Origin of the sequence: uncultured Succinatimonas sp., from assembly GCF_905203285.1 — a bacterium.
Classification (GTDB): domain Bacteria; phylum Pseudomonadota; class Gammaproteobacteria; order Enterobacterales; family Succinivibrionaceae; genus Succinatimonas.
Genome location: NZ_CAJKVK010000037.1, coordinates 1 through 17,936 on the forward strand (window position 1 = coordinate 1; position 17,936 = coordinate 17,936).

Consider the following 17,936-nt stretch of genomic DNA (forward strand, 5'->3'; position numbering starts at 1 on the left):
CTGCCTTCTGGCATAGCCATAATCGTACCGCGGAATCTGTAATTTATAAGAGAATCTAAAAACTCATCGTTATAAAGATTTAAAGATTTGAAATAATCAATATCATCTTGAGTAAAATGAAAATCTTCAAGAAAATCTAAAACCTGTTCAAGACCGGCAAAAATAGCAAATCCGCCGCCGTCAGGATTTCGTCTGTAAAAAACGTCAAAAGCAACTAAATTGTCTGCCGTGTTCTCAAGATAGTATCCGTTTGACATAGTCATTGAATACAAATCCATTAACATGGATAAATTTCTGGCCTTAAACTGCTCCATGTAGAATCTCTCCTGCGTATTGCAAGTTCTTTAATATTATCGACGGCATGGCATACAGCATATTTATGTTAAGCAAAAGCTATTCTTTATTATCAATAACCGTCAGTTTTAAGCAGAAACGATTCGGGATTTTGAATTATTTATAGTTAAAATTTTAATGCCCTTAAATAAAGATAAAACAAATGCTTTATCTGAGTTACCGTTTCAGTGATGAAGTTCATTATTTTAATCTTACAAATAAGAAAGCGTATATTTTTCTTCTAATTTTTTATACTTGATCACTGATACTTTGCGTATTTTTACGAATAGTAGAAAATATCACGTTAATTTTTCATAATTCTTTGCGTTTAGTATCTACTTTTTTAAACATATTTAAATTTTATTAAGCCATAGTATCTATAAATATGTAGAATAAATAGTTTTAAGTGCAATCAATATAATTCGCACGTTTTTTAACGCATACACTTTACAACTGGCAACTTCGCCAAACCGATATTTTGAATATCAGGCAAGGCGCATAAACATAATGTGTTTTCAAACGTTGTCAGAATAATACGTAAATAAGCAACAGGTATTTTATGCAACCAACCAATAAAAATCGTTTTATTCCGATAGGACTGATGCTGTTTGCACTTTTCTTCGGCGCCGGTAACCTTATTTTCCCGGCATCAATGGGACAAGCCGCAGGTGACAATGTCTGGTGGGCTTTACTGGGTTTCTGTATCACCGGTGTTGGTCTCCCGCTTATAGCCGTTATGGCAATCGGTTACTCAGGTGAATTCAGTCTGCAGCATGTAGCAAGACGTATTCATCCTTCTTTTGCAGTTTTCTACACTGTAGTCTGCTATATGTCTATCGGACCGTGCTTTGCCGTACCGAGAACCGGAACCGTTTCTTATGAAATCGCAATTCGTCCGTTCCTCTCTGATGAAAGCGCATCTATCGGTCTGCCGATATTCTTGGCTATATTCTTTATTATTTCAGGCTGGCTTGCCGCTACTCCGTCAAAGCTTGTAGATCGTATCGGCAAATTCCTTACTCCGGCCTTGGTATTAACTATTGTTATTTTTATTGTTCAGTCTTTTATCACTCCGTTAGGTCAGCCGCAAACTCCGGCAGCCCCCTACGCTACCCCGTTTAAGGCTGTAGTTCAGGGTGTCCTTGACGGATATAACACTCTTGATGCTATCGCTGCGCTAGTCTTTGCCTCATTGGTAATTAAGGCTGTTCAAGCTACCGGTTTTTCAGAGCCTTCTGAAGTTACCCGCGAAGTATACAAATCAAGCTTTGTAGCAGCACCTTTGCTTGCCGTAATTTATATTTTCATCGCCAAAATCGGCGCTGAAAGCGTATCTGCCATCGGCATTCAGGATACCGGTGCACCTATTTTGGCCGAAAGCGCTAAGATTTTCTTCGGTCAAGCCGGCGCAATGCTGTTATCTGCAATGGTATTGCTTGCCTGTCTTACCACCAGCATCGGTCTTATCAGCTGCTGTGCTTATTACATCAAAGATCTTACCGGTAAATTCCACTATATTACCTGGGTAGCGATTTTTACGATTGTTTCTTATTTAATCGGTCTTTTCGGACTTAAGACCATTATCGTATCAACGATTCCGGTTTTGATGTTCATCTATCCGATTTGCGTTGCATTAGTATTTTTGATTTTTATCGACAAGCTCATCGGCCGTCGCCGCTGCGTTTATGCTTGGACCATCGGTTTGACCTTTATCATGGCACTGTATAACGGTCTGCAAACTGCTAAAATCGCCCTGGGCGGTCTTGATGAAATTATCAACAACTGGGTTCCGCTCCAATCTTACGGTTTAGGATGGATACCGTTTGCAATTGTCGGTTTTGTTCTCGGATTAATTAATAAATGGATTAAACCGGTTCGTATCTAATTTATCTTATTTAGTCGTAAGGCCGCTTTTTCTGCGGCCTTTTTTATATTAAGTGAATTGTATTTTATGCCTTTGCATGGCTATGCAAACACTAAGTTTTATCCATTAACATCTTAGAAAAAACTCATATAAAAACATAAGGAGCTTTTAAATGAAAAACAAAATAAAAATACTGCTTATCTCTTTAAGCATGGTATTAATTCCACTTGGCACTTACGCAGCAAGCGACTTAAGTTCTTCAGATGGGTATCAGCAATATTCATATACTTGTCCAAACGGATATTCCCGCAGTGATTGTCCTTATTACAAGGAACAAGACAGATTTAACGGAAAAGGCTACTATCGCGAAGGAAGGCATCACGGACGCGGACATCATCACAGAGGATATTTTAACTAGTGCTTCTTTGCAGACAGATTATAAGAAATATCAACGTGCGACATAATAACGTCGACTGTAAGTCGTCCATCCAGGACGCAGGCTAACCATGATTTTTTATTCATGTGCCATGCCGGTATGAAATTTATGCCGTCAACTAAACATACAACATCTTCTTTTGTGTGATGCAAAAGTAAAATCTCAGTTTTATACGACGGATCGGGCTTAACTTTAAGTCCCAATTTATCCGTCGAAACCGCAATAATCAAACCGTACCATTTGCGTGTTTTTTCATTACGTAAAACGGCAGCCTGCAAATCGTCCCACGGATACTCAGGAACGGTTCCGTATCTTTTTTCACATAAAAACAGCACTTCAAGACTTTGACTTAAAGAAAGACGGCTTTTTACGGAACAACTATTAATGATATCTGCAAGTATTTCGTTTACCGTAAAACGGATTTTCCCTACAAACTCGCCGCTTGCTTTGGTAGTTAAATATAAAGTATACGGGTCACCGGTTTCGATATCTATGACGCAAGGTACAAGAATATTTTCCTTGAGTAAAGCTTCAACTTTAAGATACATTCCGGTACCTGAAAATTCAGAATAGAAGATTTTAGTTAGAAAGTTGTCGCTAGCTTCATCAGGTATAAAACCATGCGAAATCAGAAGCTTTCTATCTAGATTTTTATTTTTTAAAAGTTCAAGCGATGATAAAAGCATTTTTAAAAACCAAACTTAACCATTAAGCGATTTTTCTCTTAAATTACCGTGGTATTCGCCCTCTACAATCGTCCCGATTAAATAATAACCCATATCGTTATACCAAGAATTAAGTTTGTCATTGCTGATAATTACGTCAAGACGCACGCAAACCTTCTTTTTTTGCAGTGCTAAAAACTCGATTCTGCGTAAAAGCTCCTTGCCGGCTCCCTTTACAGATAATAAAGACGCAAAATTATGAACATATAAGGAGGATTTTTGCGGATCATTTTGCTGCCAACGCGGATCCGATTCAAGTAAAACGGCTCCGGCTATAATCCTGGAGTCGTTATCTCTTAAAACATACATGTGTCCCAAATCAGCTTCACGCTTAAAGTAAGCAAAAGAGTAGCGTTGTTTATAGCCAAAAAGGTTCCACTGCTTGATGCCGTTTTGTTCCATCCACTCTATGCGTTTGTCTATAAGAGAAACAAAATCCTTTACATCAGTCTCTGCAGCCTTAGCAAAAATGCAGTCGGCAAAATTTACAGACATAAAAACTCGATCACAATAAAAACTGATACGGCTTTGCAAAATAACGCAAAACCGATGAAAATTCTACGTTTGATTTAATTGTAAATTTTAATTAAAAATTTTTGCGCTGATGCGATAGGTCAGTGCATGGCTTTCCTGCGGTTTTAACACCGTAAGACCTACTTTTGAGTTAAATGCGTTGGCAGGACATGACATCGGTTCAACGGCAAGGCCTTTACGCAAAAGTTTTTCAGCGGTAAAAAGCTGCACGTATGGAGCTTTAGTAGTTACGCTTACTTCCATCTTGTCTGACTTTAACGTAAGAACAAGAGGATCTTTATCATTTTTAAAAGCGTGATCAATCTTAACGCCGTTAAGGCTTCGTTCCTTATCAAAATCCAAATTCAATTGTGAAGCCCTAATCAACTCTGTCGGACACATTTTTTCATCCACATCCCAAACTTGAGAGCACGGGAAATGCAGGGTACAGTTATCAAGAACTTCTTTATCGCAAGTGATGTAAGGATGCTGGCCTACACCGTATGGCGCAAGCTTTTTCCCGATGTTTTTGGTAATAAGCGTTACGCTCAAGCCGTCATCATCAACTTTATAGTAAGCTTTACTTTCAAGTAAGAACGGGTATCCGACAGTCGGAATTACATAGGCTTTAAGGATAAGAGAATCCTCGCAGACCTCTTCAATCTGCCATTCTTTCCAGGCTAAAAATCCGTGACTTGCAGATCCGGTTCGAGCCTCGGTTACTGCTAAAGAATATGTATTGCCTTCAAATTCATAAGAAGCATTTTTAATACGATTAGGCCAGGGTATTAACACTTTGCCTAAATGAGCTAAAGGAACCTCATCAGGATCATGCGGCAAAGAAATATAACGATCTTTGTATTTAACCGAGCACATTCCTGCACCGACCGTAACAATCAAAGCCTCATAATCACCGTGTTTTAATAAAATACTTTGTCCGCCGGCTAACATGATCACTCCTTAAACTTGAAATAAACAGCCATAATTTAGCAAATATTTAAAATTAAAGATGAGAGCAAAGCCCTCTTCTTAAAAGCATGACAATGATTATATTTTGTTTCCGAAACACTTTAGTGCTAGCATGAGCATCTAAAAAAACTTAAAAATAAGGACGTATATGCTCCGTGAAAGTCTTGCAGGTCATCTTTTAACTTGTTTTACCATAACCGTATGGGGCGCAACTTTTATCTCTTCAAAAATCCTGCTTAGAGACTTCATTCCGATCGAAATCTTATTTGATCGCTTTTTACTGGGCTTTATAGCCATGTGGATAATTTTTCCGCATATTATGCGCGTTAAGTCCCTTCGTCATGAAATTATCATGGCAATAGCTGGCTTGTTTGGAATAACTCTTTATTTTTTATGTGAAAATATTGCTCTTGTCTATTCAAAAGCCGCCAATGTCGGCGTAATTATCGCCTCGGTTCCTTTTTTTACAGGTCTTGTGGATCGTCTTTTAGGCACCAAAAGAAAATTACCTAAAGGGTTCTTTCTAGGTTTTATTATCGCGATGACCGGAATTTGCCTTTTAACTTTTTCCTCTCTTGACGAACTTAGCTTTAATCCAATAGGTGACGGACTGGCTGTTCTTGCATCCGTCATGTGGGCGTTTTATTGCCTCTTTATCAATAAAGCCTTAAGTTTTGGCTATAAACCGCTGCAGGTTACAAGGCACGTTTTTGCCTATGGTCTTATTTTTATGCTTATTCCAATGTATTTTATGGAATATGAATTTAAATTTGAGGCCCTTGCAAAGCCTGTCAACTATTTAAATCTTCTCTTTTTAGGATTGTGTGCATCAGCTTTATGCTACGTTACTTGGTCATTATCGGTAAAACTGATAGGAACGGTAAAAGCAAGTGCATGGCTTTACATTTCACCTGCGGTAACCGTAATAATGGCAGTATTAATTCTTGATGAAACAGTCTCCGGCCTCGGCATTTGCGGTATGTTGCTGACATTCCTCGGGCTTATCATTTCACAAAACGGGATAAAAGGAATTATCCGTCTTATCATTAAAAGGCATGAAGTTTTAAAAGTGCCGCAAAAGACCATCTTACGGCACTAAAAAATAATGGAAGATTAAAGCATCAGTCTATAAATTGCTTTTACGTCATCTTCATTTAAGGTTACGAATCCTCCGGTTGTTCCGGTATTTACATCGCCGTAACAGCATTTGTGCGCAAGCTCGTCAATATCTTCTTCTTTAGCGCCGAGCTCGGCAAAATTACCGGGCATGCCGATTGATTTTAAAAAGCGCCTTAATGCGTTAATACCCTCAAGCGCAGTAACTTCAGGATGTTCAAAATCCATCTCAACGCCCCACACTCTGACAGCTACCTTGGCAAAGCGCATAACGTCATGCTTTAAGTTATAAGTAAATACCGCAGGCATCACGACGGCAAGTCCTGCTCCGTGCGCACAATCATATAAAGCTGAAAGTTCATGCTCAATATTATGACTGGTCCAATCTTGAGAACGACCCACACCGCAAGAGTTATTATGCGCCATCATTCCCGCCCACATGATATTTGCTCTTGATTGATAATCATTGCTATCAGCTACGGCAATAGGGCCTTCTTTAATCATGGTAAGCATCAAAGCTTCAATCATGCGATCAGTAACTTCAACATCTTTGGTATTGGTAAGGTAGCGCTCGTATAAATGCGCTAAGATATCCGTAATACCGCATGCAGTTTGATAGGCCGGCAATGTTTGAGTCAATGCAGGATCCAAAATTGAGAATTTAGGGCGCAGTGCTTCACCTGTAGTTGCACGTTTGAACATACCCTTTTCTTTAGTAATAACGGAATCACCGGATCCTTCGCTGCCGGCTGCCGAAATTGTAAGGACTGTTCCAATAGGCAAAGCTTTATCAACTGTTTTGCCTTCGTAGTAATCCCAAAAGTCACCGTCATAAACTGCACCTGCTGCAATAGCTTTAGCAGAATCAATAACGCTTCCGCCGCCTACGGCCAAAATAAAATCAATATTTTCCTTCCTACAAAGGTTTATTCCCTCATAAACCAGGCCGTCACGAGGATTAGGTTTAACACCGCCTAATTCAACAAATCTAATTCCCTCGTTTTTAAGCGAACTGCGGATTTTATCTAAAAGACCGGATTTTTGAGCGGATCCTCCGCCAAAATGAATTAAAACTTTTGATCCGCCAAAGCGCTTAACATAATGTCCTGCGTTAATTTCTTCATCTTTGCCGAAGACAAAATAAGTAGGAGAGTAAAAAGTAAAATTATCCATATAAAAAAGCGAAAAATCGCCTGCCTCCACTGATACAAACTACTACATAAAGCTCATTTTAACTTACCTCTTTGTTTATAAGTAGAATCGGCAAAGCTGTTTCATTAAATTTATTTTTCTTTAATTTAATTAGCCTTAACTTTCTTTTCACTCAAAATTAATTATTGTCATTTAGAATTTATAAATCATTTATGGAGAGTCAGATAATGTCCCGTGACCTTTATGTTTTTGATCTTGATTACACTTTAATCGATGCCGACAGCAGCACCTTATGGTGCCGATATATAGTAGAAAACCACATTGCAGAAGATCCTGACTTTTTAAATAAAGAAAAAAGACTAATGGATGCCTATGACCGCGGCGAACTCAACGTTCATGACTATATTGCTTTTTCCATGCCGCCAATCACCAAAATTCCCAAAGAAAAAGTCGACGCGATTGTAGATGATTTTGTAAAAAATACGTTTTCAAATTTAATTTTTAAAGAAGCAAAAGAGTTGCTTAATGAGCTTAAGAGTCAAAATGAATCGATACTACTCTTATCGGCAAGTGCCGACATGATCGTAAATGCCGTTGCCCGCTATTTAGGTATAAAAGAAGCAATCTCAGTAAACATAAAGGTAGAAAACGGCTTTTATACCGATAAAATCGACGGTGTTCCTAGTTTTAAAGAAGGCAAAGTCATATGCCTTGAAAAATACCTGTTAGAGCATCCTGAAATTAACGGAAAAATCACTTTTTATACCGACTCTATAAACGATCTTCCTTTATGCCTTAGAGCAGATAGCGTTTATACCGTCAATCCTGGTATTTTATTAAGACAAAAGGCTTTGGAAAACAATTGGCCTATTCTTAATTGGAAGCGCGGCTGACTTTAAGACAAATCATCGATATTAATAATCAGGCTTTTGACCGTCATGAGCAGGCCATATGCATTCTGACAGCTTAGGACAAGAAAATACGGCCCTAAATGAAGACGTTTCCGGGCTGCATGCATAAACGCCGAATGTAATCTCGTCAACAGCCGAAAACAAATGACACACTCGCATTTGCTTAAAGTTTATGCCGTCATATGAATTTTCAATTTTAAAATCATCTTCACGGCGGCTTAAGCGATACCACATCGTTTTATGTGACGCGTTTATTTCGGTCGTCGACCAATCTGAATATCCGTGATTGGTAACCACACTGCCTAAATGAGCAAATTCTTCATTTTCATATTCAATTGAAGCTTTAATCCAATTGTCACTATCAAGATAGACAGCAATACCGCATTGATCAAAACGATGGGTATATTCAAAATCGCATTTTACGGTAAAGGTAAAAAACTTCTCTTTGCTCTTATATTGCAGCAAAGGAGCATTATCATTGCAAAAATGATAATAAGTTCTTTGCCACAAATCCGTATGCGGATCGGTAATAATCTCAACTCTATCAGCAAAAACCGAGAATTTAGAGGGGTTATGCGTCCATTTAAAATCTAAAAAATTCATCGGGAAAAACTTAAAAAACCATATTGAGAAAAATAATTTCGCGCTAAGTATTCTTTATTATTATACTTTCTATGTGTTAATAAAATCTCAAGGATAAGACAGTGTCTCTCATTAAAAAAAGCGGAATTTTTACTAAAAAACACAAGCAGCATGAATTTAAGAAAAACATTGAAGATGCTTTGATTTATAAATTAAATGAATACACGATAGAAGCCGGGAAAAATGATGAAAACAACGCTTATTACGTTGAAGTTCCAATCGATCCGAATAAACAATCTCAACTAAATGAAGCTGCGGAAAACATTAAAGAAGAAGCGCAAAGCATCATCAAAAAAGGTAAAAATTATGCAATTATCATCGAAGAGAATATTTCACCTAAAATCATTACCGAAGCCAAAGAAATTCTTTTAAAGGGCAGCGTATTTTCAGGTGAAGGCAGAGTACAGAAAATTCTTGCTTTAAAAGATTTGTGCAAAAACGCCTTAAGTCCGATGATGGCGCTTGATTTAGCATTGCTTATCATGGGCAACAGCATCGGAGATGATGTAATAGGCTCTCAGCTAAATAGGATCGAAGGATTACTTACTAAAGATTTACATGAAAAAGCAATTGCTAAAAAAGTAGAGTATGAAGATACGGCCGATCGCTTGCGTTTTTACTTAAACACTGATTCATCAAGCTTTACACTTCAAGATAAAAATCATCTTGAAGAGCTCTCTTCTTTCCTGCATCGGGAAGTTCTTACCTGCGCACATTTAATTCAGGAAGTAAATATTCCGCAAATAAAAGAGAAAAAGCGTTCATTAAATGAAGCAAAAACAGCTTCTTCTATGATTAATCACGAAACATACGTGCTTATTGACAGGTCAATTACGGTACTGTTTTTATTTGTTCTGTGCGAACTTACCAAAAAGCACGCAGGATCTACGCAAAGTTATGATAAATCATGGTCTCTTGAGGAAATTTTACTTAAGCCTCTTTGTGAACTGATGGCAAAAATCTATTCAGAGCTTTTATTTCGCCTTAGACTGCTGCTAGACAGCGCAATTTACATAAATTTCATTGATAAAAATAAAATCAAGGAGATTCTCAACTTTCATGAATCCCTATTTTTCCCTCTTGATAAAAAATTAAAGGAATTTTTAAATTTTTATCATCTTGACAGCCGTACCATATGGAAAATAAAAGACAATACGCTGCAATGCTATGTAAAAACTGATAAAAATTGTCCTAATGCAGTACAGCTTAAAAACATAAAAAGCTCTGATTAATCCTTATTACTAGCTTTTCACATCAATCCTGACTTAGGCTTTTTTTAAAGTAAAAATCGTTATTTCTGGCGGAACTAAAAATCTGCAGGAAAAACCCGACCAAATTCCTGTACCGTTACTTACATACATTACCCGATTTTCAAGTTCGTATCTGCCTGAAACGAATCCGTCATTGTAATCGGCAACCAAAGGACCAGCAAAAAGCATCGTACCGCCATGAGTATGACCTGTAAGAATTAAATCAGCATCTACTGCTTTCACTCCATCTTTTGGCTTGTGCGCAAGAAAAACTCGGGTGTGCTTACCTGCATCTGCAAACACTTTATCCAGTTCATTCCCGTAACTTCGTCCGTCATTAATACCGCCTACAGTTAACGTACCGTTTCCTTTATGCAAATTAACGTGCTCATTTTGTAAAAAACGCACATTAAAATTCTCTAATGCTTTTATCCACGCAAAAGAACCTGAATAATACTCATGATTTCCCGTAACGGCTAAAACACCGTACGGAGATTTAATATCTTTAAGCGATCTGAATTCATTAATTAACTTTTCTACCCTGCCATCAACCAAATCACCGGTTATAACCGTTAAATCAACTTCTTCGTTATTTACCGCGGCAACGACTTTTTGCATGAATTCATGTTTTAATAATGGCCCCACATGTAAATCACTTAGCTGAGCTATTTTAAAACCGTCAAAATCCTTATCTAAATTTTTAATTTCTATAATTTCATGATTAATGTGAGGAGTGAAAAACTGCATGCAGGTTCCGTAAAACCCGAATATAAGAGCAAAGATTATTACACAAACATTAAGTTTAAAAAGCTTTGGCTTTAACTTTATCAGGCTGCATTTGCGCAAGATAAATAAAAGAACAAACAACAGATCTTTTATAAGACAAAAGAAAGATCCGATAATAAGAGAGCCAAAAGCGGACTCCATTATTACAATAAGCCACGACGGCAAATCAGGCGACAAAATACCGCCCATACGAGCATAAAAATGATATTTAAGCGCGCATAAAAAAATTATGCCCACTCCTAAAATTTTATAAAAAAGCCTGATTTTAAGCGGCAGTATTAGCGACAAAGAGGCGTAACACGCCATAATAAGCGCCGGAGTTTGCAGCATAATTTAAAAGTTCTAAATAAAATCGGGTATTAAATTGCGCCTAAATTAAGGTAAGGCGCAATTATGGCTTTCTATTCTTTAAACGGAACTACATCTCGTACCGCATCTGACAAAGATATTTCTTTATCACCATTATCTATATCAAGAAGCTTATATTTATCATTGCCCATATGAAGCTCTTTCATATAGCTTAACTGACGCAATCCGTGACGGCTTTCAATACGTTCAACCAAGGCATGGCGATCTTGCTCCTTCATTGCGTAGACCAAATCAACGCATGCCTGATCAACTGCTAAAATATCAGTTGAAGCGACAATACCGACGTTTGGAGTAACTACCGGGGCTGCAGCAAGACCTTCACAGTCACATGACACTGACATATTGCGCATCACGTTAACAAAACAGATATTATTTCCAAAATGGTCTACAACGGCTTTTGCAGATTCCATCATGCGTTCCATAAACTCTTCTTTTTTAATATCCCATTGATCGGAAGATCCCGGAGTTGTATGGATCTGTGCCTTGCCGATTCTGCCGTCGGCACATCCTATGCCTATGTTTTTAGCCGAACCGCCAAAACCGCCTTGCGTATGACCTTTAAAATGAGTTAAGACAAACAGCGAATCATAATTAAGTAAATTTTTACCCATATGAACGCCTTTAAACCATTTTCCTCCTCTAACCGGAAATTCAGCAGTTCCGTTTTCATCTAATATATCCACCGGGCAGAATGTCCAACCGTTAACTTTTAAAGTTTCTCGATGCTTATCGGTAGTATAGCGATCACCGTCATAGTAAGTATTTGTTTCTACAATTACGGCATCAGGCAAATCTTCTTTAATCAAAGCTTCAACCCATGAACGAGGAATAATATTAGGTCCGTGCTTTTCCCCGGTATGAAGCTTTATACCGATTTTTCCCGAAAGTCTTCTCGATACCTTACCAAATATTTTTCTTAAGCCTAAAGCCGACAAATCCTTAGTAAAATATACAATTGATTCATCACCGCTGCGCTTATCATAAGAAACGTAGTGCTCTCCGCCCGTTCCCGGAACCGCTTTAATCTTATTCATGGTGAAATACCTCTTTTTACGAATCTTTTACTCTTTTCTACAAGAAATATTAATACTTTTTAAATGCCTAACTTAGACAATACAAATATTTTTATATTATTTAAATAAACCTGCCGGTTATACTGCAAGGATTGTGTTTTACCTTATAAGGTGTCCCGCATGCGACTATCCTGCCGCCTTCGGTACCTCCGCCGGGCCCCATATCAATAATATAGTCGGCGCTGCGAATAACGTCTAAATCATGCTCTATAACAATAACCGTAGCGCCTTTTTCAATAAGACTGTTAAAGACCTGCATAAGCACTTTAATATCCAGCGGGTGCAGTCCTATAGTAGGCTCGTCAAATACGAATACGCTGTCGCTTTGCCCCTTGCCCATTTCGCTTGCAAGCTTTAATCTTTGAGCCTCACCGCCGGATAAGCTTGGCGTCTCTTCGCCTAATGTAAGATAACCAAGACCTAAATCCATTAGTACTTTAAGTCGCTGAGCAATGAGTTTATATTCTTTACAATATTCATATGCATGAGCAACATCCATTGCCATTAAATCAGCAAGCGAAAATTCCTTGTCTTTAGAATTTTTGATTTTGACAAAAGAAATCTCTTTTGCATAGCGCGCTCCGCGGCAAGTGGGACATTCAATATTAACGTCAGGAAGAAACTGTACATCAAGAGCAATAGTTCCCGTACCGTCACAATTAAGGCAGCGCAGTTTACCCGTATTGTAGGAAAAATCACCTGCTTTATAACCAAGACGCTTGGCGTCAGCGCTTTTGGCAAATAATTTCCTTAACTCATCATGAATATCAGCGTAGGTTGCAACTGTTGAACGAACGTTAATACCGATTGGCGTAGCGTCTATAAGCTTTATCTGATTAATGCCTTCTGCTTTTATGTCCCTTATATGAGAAGGAAATGGCATATGCTTAATAAAAGCTTCAAGTGCCGGAATAAGACTCTCTAAAATAAGCGTTGTTTTGCCCGAGCCCGAGACTCCTGTCACCACGGTTAACTTACCTTTAGGGATTTTTACTGTAAGCGGTTTAACCGTATGAATTGACGATGTTTCAAGATAAATTGCGCCATTTGAAAAAACGTGTTTGTCATCTATTTCCCTTTTTACGGCCACACTGCTTTCTCCGGATAAAAAAGGACCGATTTTAGACTCTAAATTTGATTTAATATCATCAACGCTTCCTTTAGCAATAACTTGTCCGCCATCAATGCCGGCACTAGGTCCCATTTCAATTATCCAATCTGAATATGACAAAATCTGCGTATCATGATCGACTAAAACAACTGAATTACCGTCAGCTACCAAATCATCCATAACGTTTTTTAATCCTGCAATATTCAGCGGATGAAGACCGATTGACGGTTCATCAAGAACATACAGCACGCCGGTGGTACGGTTTCTTACGGCACGCGATAATTGCATGCGCTGTCTTTCTCCGGTTGAAAGGGTTGAAGACGCCCTGTCTAAAGTCAAATAGCCAAGGCCCAGATCCGTTAAGCGTTTGGCTGTGTTTTTAAAAGATTCACAAATGCTAAGTGCCATCGGTCTTAAAGGCTCACTTAAAGATGACGGTACCTTGTCAACCCATTTAATTGCCTCGGTTAAAGTCATCTTGCAAACCGTATCAAGCGAAACACCCATTATTTTAGGAGTCCTTGCCGCCTCGGATAGTCTTGAGCCGCTGCAGTCAGGACAAATTTCCTCCTTTAAAAATTTTTCAACTCTCTTCATTCCTTTTTCGTCTTTAACTTTAGCAAGTGCGTTTTCAACGGTATAAACAGCGTTAAAGTACGTAAAATCAAGTTCTCCAGCCTGATTTGAAGACTTTGCTTTATAAAAAATATGCTTCTTAACCGCAGGACCGTTAAATACGATATCTTTTTCTTTATCTGTCAAATTTTTAAACGGAACATCGGTTCGTACTCCCATCGCCCTGCAGACATCCACCATCAGCGACCACATAAGTGAATTCCAAGGAGCAACCGCACCTTCCTCAATTGTTAAAGAATCATCAGGAATTAAGGTTGTTCTATCAACCGTGCGCACGATTCCGGTACCGCCGCAGGTTCTGCACGCACCTTGACTGTTAAACGCCAACTCTTCTGCCGACGGAGCAAAAAATCGTGCTTTGCAGACAGGACAAACCAATTCCTTTTCCGCCGCGACATCAAGAGTCGGTTCCAAATAATGACCGTTTGGGCAGCGGTGAGATGCTAGACGGGAAAACATAAGGCGCAGACTGTTTAAAAGCTCTGTTCCGGTACCGAACGTACTGCGTATTCCCGGAACTGACGGTCTTTGATGCAGCGCAAGCGCGGCTGGAACATATAAAATTTCATCCACTTGAGCTTTTGCCGCCTGCGTCATGCGTCTTCTTGTGTAAGTGGATAAAGCTTCAAGATAGCGTCTTGATCCTTCTGAATACAAAACACCTAATGCAAGTGATGATTTGCCGGAGCCTGAAACTCCGGCAATACCGACAATCTTATTTAAAGGTATGTCTACATTGATATTTTTTAAATTATGAACGCGCGCTCCGCGGATTTTAATTGCCTTATCCATGTCCTAACCGCCTTTGTCTTCCTATATCACATAGTATTGCGTTTAAGACATTATTTAAATACCCAAGTGTAATTCTCGTTAAAGGTACTCTAAACGGCTAATTTAGAGTACCTGAATAACTAAGAATTTGCCGGATTGAAAGTTTTGTCATAATCAAGCAAGAATTTTGCAAGCTTAGGATCGGTAAAATCAGCTGCCAAAGGCTTGCCCGTATCTAAGGCATCGAGCCTTTTAAGATCCTCTTTATCAAGATTGAAATCAAAAATATCTAAATTCTCAATCATTCTTTCTTTATGGACCGTTTTAGGAATTGAAACGATGGACTTTTGAGCCAAAAACTTCAAAGCTATCTGGGCGTTGGTTTTGCCGTATTTGCTGCCGATTGCTTTTAATGTTTTATCCGTGAATAAATTATTTTTACCTTCGGCAAGCGGACTCCAGGCCATAAGCTTGGTTTTATATTGCGCCATAAGTTCCGTCATTTTCCTTTGCTGCGTGAAGACATGGGTTTCAAGCTGGACGACGGCTGGCTTTATTTCCATGTTTTCGCATAAATCAATAAATCTTGCATCATAGAAATTGCTAAGACCGATTGCTCTTACCTTCCCTTGCTTATATGCTTTCTGTATCGCACGATATGTTCCGTAATAATCACCAAAAGGCTGATGAATAAGAAGCAAATCGATATAATCGGTTTTAAGCTTGCGCAAAGACTCGTCAATACTCTTTAAAGCCTTGTCATCACCTGCATTTGATATCCAGACTTTGGTAGTAATAAAAAGTTTATCGCGAAGCACTCCTGAATTTACAACAGCGCTGCCTACACCTTCTTCGTTGTAATATGCCTGAGCAGTATCGATTAGACGGTAACCGACATTAATAGCCTCTTTTACCGCTTTTTCACACTCATTTGCCTTAATCTGATATACACCGAAACCTACAAGCGGCATCTTGACGCCGTTATTTAAAGTAATGTACTGCATTTTAATCATGGATCCTATGTGAAGAAATAAACCTTACCGTCGGCAAATCCATATCATCATAAATAGGACTGCTGCCGGTATTTAGCGCCGCAATCGCCTGCATCTCATCATCTGAAAGGGTAAAATCAAAAATATTGAAGTTTTCAATCATCCGCTCTTTTCTAACGGTCTTGGGAATAACTACGATATTGCGCTGATTTAACCAGCGTAAAATTACGCTGCTAACGCTTTTATGATGATTTTCAGCAATTCGTTTTAGCACTTCATTATTAAAAATATCATTTTTCCCCTCAGCAAACGGAGCCCATGCTTCATGCTGAATGCCTTCACTTTTTAAAAAAGCATTGGCGCTATGCTGCTGAAAGAAAGGATTAGTCTCTATTTGATTTAATGCAGGCTTTATTTCATTATGAAGGCACAAATCAAGAAGGCGCTCATTTGAAAAACTGGTAATGCCGATAGCACGAATCAATCCCTCTTTATATAGCTTTTCCAATGCGCGCCAGGCGGCATAATAATTTCCGTAAGGCTTATGCAGAAGGTAAAGATCTATGTAATCAAGACCTAATTTATGTAAAGACAAATCAAAGGCCTTTAAAGCATCCTCATACTCATAATCCTGAACCCATAATTTAGTCGTAATAAATAATTCTTCGCGCTTAATGGCACTTGAAGCTATTGCTTTACCGACTTGCTCTTCGTTAAAGTAGGCTGAAGCGGTATCAAACATCCTATATCCCACCTCAAGCGCTTTATTGACAATTTCTTCAGTTTCATCAACCGGAATTTGATACACTCCAAAACCTACTGCGGGCATCATCACACCGTTATTCAATCGTACGTTTTTCATTGATATTACCTGCCAAAACCGATAATCAAGGATTAATTGAATAGTAGTGTTTTATAGCCTAAAATTCTTTACATAAATCTTTGCATTTATGTCACTTTTCGTGGTTTTTAAAATCAATCGATTAAAGGCATAGTATGAATATGGCAAGTAAAGGAATAACCTTTATTGAAAGCCCGGCTAAATTAGATCCAGTCCTAAACGTCGGCAGTATTCTGCATATACTTTGTTTGCAAGGCAGCTTGAGCTTTCTGTTTTTTAACAATCATTACAATACCGCAAAATTTGATTACGTAATATTGCCTGACGCATCATTAGTTTCCCAAATCACGGCATCAGGTGATTTTAAAGGCATAATCATGCTTCTTGACCAAAAGTTCGTGTCATCAATTGCCATTCGCAGCAATTACGGCATCATCGGACATCTGTCATTGCTGCAAAACCCGGTTATGCGTCTTGATGAACATGATTTTAAAAACTGCAGAACAGATCTTTTACGTCTTAAAGAAAAAACTTATAAACACGATCATTTGTTTTATACGGAGATGTTAAGCTCGCTTTTGTGTGCGCACATCCTTGACCTTTACGATATTCATGCCAAAAGCCGCAAAATAAGCGCTCTTTCAGAACGCAAGGCGGTTATCTTGAAAAAATTCATCGATCTGCTTTATTCAGGATCCTTTATCAATCACCGTAATCTTTCCTTTTATGCGCAAAAACTTTTTATAAGCGAACATTATCTTTCGGAAATTTGCAAAGAAATAAGCTGTAAACCGGCTTCCTACTGGATTGATCTTTTTACCGTTAAAGAAATTGTCCGATATTTATGCCAAAAACAGCTTACTTTAAGTCAGATTGCAGAAAAGCTTAATTTCTCATCCCTATCTTATTTTTGCCGCTACTTTCGCGCTAAAACCGGATTAAGTCCCAACGCTTACCGCAGCAGCATTTATCTTCTTTAAATTTTGTTTAACGTATATAGAGCTTAAAACACTATTTTTTTATCCGATCAAAAACCAAATCCACCCCGATTAAAAGGTCAAAACTCGGCTTAAAATCAATGAGGCGGGCAGTTTCCAAATTAAGACACAAATTTAACGGTGCATAATAGTACTGTGAGATCATTTCAGGTTTTTCGCCTTTAACGATTCGTTCAATAACTCTGGCCTCAAATTCTCCCGACGCCTGCAAATCAGCGTTGGATAAGGCCATTAAAGCGCCCATTTGAACTTCATTTTCCCCGGTTTGAGAAAAAATCGGCAGCTTTCTATCAATTAGAGGCTTTATCTGATAGTAAAAGTTATCGGGAGATGCTCCGTTTCCCATAGGAATATATACGGCATCCACGGCATCATTGGCAGCCAGATTCAAAGCGCACGTACTAAAAGCGCTTTGTGTCTTGGCATGATTATCGCCTATAACAGGACC

General features: G+C 38.5%; 17 protein-coding genes and 1 pseudogene. 6 read left to right on the plus strand and 12 right to left on the minus strand.

Annotated features, from left to right (window positions below):
- Positions 1-314: pseudogene (locus QZ019_RS05270) on the minus strand (nicotinate phosphoribosyltransferase); the annotation flags it as partial.
- Between the two features lie 578 nt (positions 315-892).
- On the opposite strand from QZ019_RS05270, the gene brnQ reads away from it, so the two are divergent.
- On the plus strand, positions 893-2,218 hold the full coding sequence (gene brnQ, locus QZ019_RS05275) for a branched-chain amino acid transport system II carrier protein (RefSeq protein ID WP_289512370.1): 1,326 nt from the start codon (positions 893-895) through the stop codon (positions 2,216-2,218).
- Positions 2,219-2,369: 151 nt separating this feature from the next.
- Positions 2,370-2,615: a hypothetical protein gene (locus tag QZ019_RS05280; protein ID WP_294565757.1), complete on the plus strand. Its 246-nt coding sequence runs from the start codon at positions 2,370-2,372 to the stop codon at positions 2,613-2,615.
- Here the strand turns inward: QZ019_RS05280 and QZ019_RS05285 are convergent.
- From QZ019_RS05285 to QZ019_RS05295, 3 genes are all read right to left on the minus strand, one after another.
- Positions 2,612-3,319 (minus strand): MmcQ/YjbR family DNA-binding protein, encoded by a 708-nt coding sequence (locus QZ019_RS05285; RefSeq protein WP_294565755.1) that lies wholly within the window; start codon positions 3,317-3,319, stop codon positions 2,612-2,614. The two genes, QZ019_RS05280 and QZ019_RS05285, sit on opposite strands and share 4 nt — an antisense overlap.
- A gap of 15 nt (positions 3,320-3,334) precedes the next feature.
- Complete coding sequence (locus QZ019_RS05290) at positions 3,335-3,853, minus strand: hypothetical protein (protein WP_295482912.1); 519 nt, start codon at positions 3,851-3,853, stop codon at positions 3,335-3,337.
- A gap of 87 nt (positions 3,854-3,940) precedes the next feature.
- Positions 3,941-4,822, minus strand: coding sequence for an aldose-1-epimerase (locus tag QZ019_RS05295; protein WP_295482915.1), 882 nt, complete (start codon positions 4,820-4,822; stop codon positions 3,941-3,943).
- 166 nt (positions 4,823-4,988) lie between these two features.
- Between QZ019_RS05295 and QZ019_RS05300 the strand changes: the two genes are divergently transcribed.
- On the plus strand, positions 4,989-5,939 hold the full coding sequence (locus tag QZ019_RS05300) for a DMT family transporter (protein WP_009142784.1): 951 nt from the start codon (positions 4,989-4,991) through the stop codon (positions 5,937-5,939).
- 14 nt (positions 5,940-5,953) lie between these two features.
- Here the strand turns inward: QZ019_RS05300 and QZ019_RS05305 are convergent, their stop codons facing one another.
- On the minus strand, positions 5,954-7,129 hold the full coding sequence (locus QZ019_RS05305) for an iron-containing alcohol dehydrogenase (RefSeq protein ID WP_249082908.1): 1,176 nt from the start codon (positions 7,127-7,129) through the stop codon (positions 5,954-5,956).
- A gap of 206 nt (positions 7,130-7,335) precedes the next feature.
- On the opposite strand from QZ019_RS05305, the gene QZ019_RS05310 reads away from it, so the two are divergent.
- Complete coding sequence (locus QZ019_RS05310; protein WP_295482919.1) at positions 7,336-8,001, plus strand: HAD family phosphatase; 666 nt, start codon at positions 7,336-7,338, stop codon at positions 7,999-8,001.
- A gap of 21 nt (positions 8,002-8,022) precedes the next feature.
- Here the strand turns inward: QZ019_RS05310 and QZ019_RS05315 are convergent, their stop codons facing one another.
- Complete coding sequence (locus QZ019_RS05315; protein ID WP_295482921.1) at positions 8,023-8,622, minus strand: DUF1349 domain-containing protein; 600 nt, start codon at positions 8,620-8,622, stop codon at positions 8,023-8,025.
- 101 nt (positions 8,623-8,723) lie between these two features.
- Between QZ019_RS05315 and QZ019_RS05320 the strand changes: the two genes are divergently transcribed.
- Positions 8,724-9,893 (plus strand): hypothetical protein, encoded by a 1,170-nt coding sequence (locus QZ019_RS05320; RefSeq protein ID WP_295482923.1) that lies wholly within the window; start codon positions 8,724-8,726, stop codon positions 9,891-9,893.
- A gap of 33 nt (positions 9,894-9,926) precedes the next feature.
- On the opposite strand, the gene QZ019_RS05325 is transcribed toward QZ019_RS05320, so the two are convergent.
- The 5 genes from QZ019_RS05325 to QZ019_RS05345 all read right to left on the minus strand — a co-directional run bounded on the left by QZ019_RS05325 (position 9,927) and on the right by QZ019_RS05345 (position 16,511).
- Positions 9,927-11,027, minus strand: a complete 1,101-nt coding sequence (locus tag QZ019_RS05325; protein ID WP_295482925.1) for a metallophosphoesterase — start codon at positions 11,025-11,027, stop codon at positions 9,927-9,929.
- Between the two features lie 71 nt (positions 11,028-11,098).
- On the minus strand, positions 11,099-12,100 hold the full coding sequence (locus QZ019_RS05330; protein ID WP_294565732.1) for a DUF362 domain-containing protein: 1,002 nt from the start codon (positions 12,098-12,100) through the stop codon (positions 11,099-11,101).
- A 100-nt stretch (positions 12,101-12,200) separates the two neighbouring features.
- Positions 12,201-14,678 carry an excinuclease ABC subunit UvrA gene (locus tag QZ019_RS05335; RefSeq protein WP_295482928.1) on the minus strand — a complete coding sequence of 826 codons (2,478 nt, stop codon included), beginning with the start codon at positions 14,676-14,678 and terminating at the stop codon, positions 12,201-12,203.
- A 119-nt stretch (positions 14,679-14,797) separates the two neighbouring features.
- Positions 14,798-15,661, minus strand: a complete 864-nt coding sequence (locus QZ019_RS05340) for an aldo/keto reductase (RefSeq protein ID WP_295482930.1) — start codon at positions 15,659-15,661, stop codon at positions 14,798-14,800.
- A gap of 1 nt (position 15,662) precedes the next feature.
- Positions 15,663-16,511, minus strand: a complete 849-nt coding sequence (locus QZ019_RS05345) for an aldo/keto reductase (RefSeq protein ID WP_295482932.1) — start codon at positions 16,509-16,511, stop codon at positions 15,663-15,665.
- A gap of 134 nt (positions 16,512-16,645) precedes the next feature.
- Between QZ019_RS05345 and QZ019_RS05350 the strand changes: the two genes are divergently transcribed.
- The gene (locus QZ019_RS05350) at positions 16,646-17,470 is read left to right on the plus strand and encodes an AraC family transcriptional regulator (RefSeq protein ID WP_295482934.1); all 825 of its coding nucleotides are present in this window, start codon (positions 16,646-16,648) and stop codon (positions 17,468-17,470) included.
- 31 nt (positions 17,471-17,501) lie between these two features.
- Here the strand turns inward: QZ019_RS05350 and QZ019_RS05355 are convergent.
- Positions 17,502-17,936: hypothetical protein (locus QZ019_RS05355; protein ID WP_295482937.1), on the minus strand; the 435-nt coding region annotated here is incomplete at its 5' end.

Excerpts from the sequence above, each read along its gene's own strand:
- QZ019_RS05340 (WP_295482930.1), bottom strand. The coding sequence starts at position 15,661 with ATGCAGTACATTACTTTAAATAACGGCGTCAAGATGCCGCTTGTAGGT.
- QZ019_RS05345 (WP_295482932.1), bottom strand. The coding sequence starts at position 16,511 with ATGAAAAACGTACGATTGAATAACGGTGTGATGATGCCCGCAGTAGGT.
- QZ019_RS05290 (WP_295482912.1), bottom strand. The coding sequence starts at position 3,853 with ATGTCTGTAAATTTTGCCGACTGCATTTTTGCTAAGGCTGCAGAGACT.
- brnQ (WP_289512370.1), top strand. The coding sequence starts at position 893 with ATGCAACCAACCAATAAAAATCGTTTTATTCCGATAGGACTGATGCTG.
- QZ019_RS05280 (WP_294565757.1), top strand. The coding sequence starts at position 2,370 with ATGAAAAACAAAATAAAAATACTGCTTATCTCTTTAAGCATGGTATTA.
- QZ019_RS05330 (WP_294565732.1), bottom strand. The coding sequence starts at position 12,100 with ATGAATAAGATTAAAGCGGTTCCGGGAACGGGCGGAGAGCACTACGTT.
- QZ019_RS05315 (WP_295482921.1), bottom strand. The coding sequence starts at position 8,622 with ATGAATTTTTTAGATTTTAAATGGACGCATAACCCCTCTAAATTCTCG.
- QZ019_RS05310 (WP_295482919.1), top strand. The coding sequence starts at position 7,336 with ATGTCCCGTGACCTTTATGTTTTTGATCTTGATTACACTTTAATCGAT.
- QZ019_RS05285 (WP_294565755.1), bottom strand. The coding sequence starts at position 3,319 with ATGCTTTTATCATCGCTTGAACTTTTAAAAAATAAAAATCTAGATAGA.
- QZ019_RS05295 (WP_295482915.1), bottom strand. The coding sequence starts at position 4,822 with ATGTTAGCCGGCGGACAAAGTATTTTATTAAAACACGGTGATTATGAG.
- QZ019_RS05350 (WP_295482934.1), top strand. The coding sequence starts at position 16,646 with ATGAATATGGCAAGTAAAGGAATAACCTTTATTGAAAGCCCGGCTAAA.
- QZ019_RS05325 (WP_295482925.1), bottom strand. The coding sequence starts at position 11,027 with ATGCTGCAAACTCCGGCGCTTATTATGGCGTGTTACGCCTCTTTGTCG.
- QZ019_RS05300 (WP_009142784.1), top strand. The coding sequence starts at position 4,989 with ATGCTCCGTGAAAGTCTTGCAGGTCATCTTTTAACTTGTTTTACCATA.
- QZ019_RS05335 (WP_295482928.1), bottom strand. The coding sequence starts at position 14,678 with ATGGATAAGGCAATTAAAATCCGCGGAGCGCGCGTTCATAATTTAAAA.
- QZ019_RS05305 (WP_249082908.1), bottom strand. The coding sequence starts at position 7,129 with ATGGATAATTTTACTTTTTACTCTCCTACTTATTTTGTCTTCGGCAAA.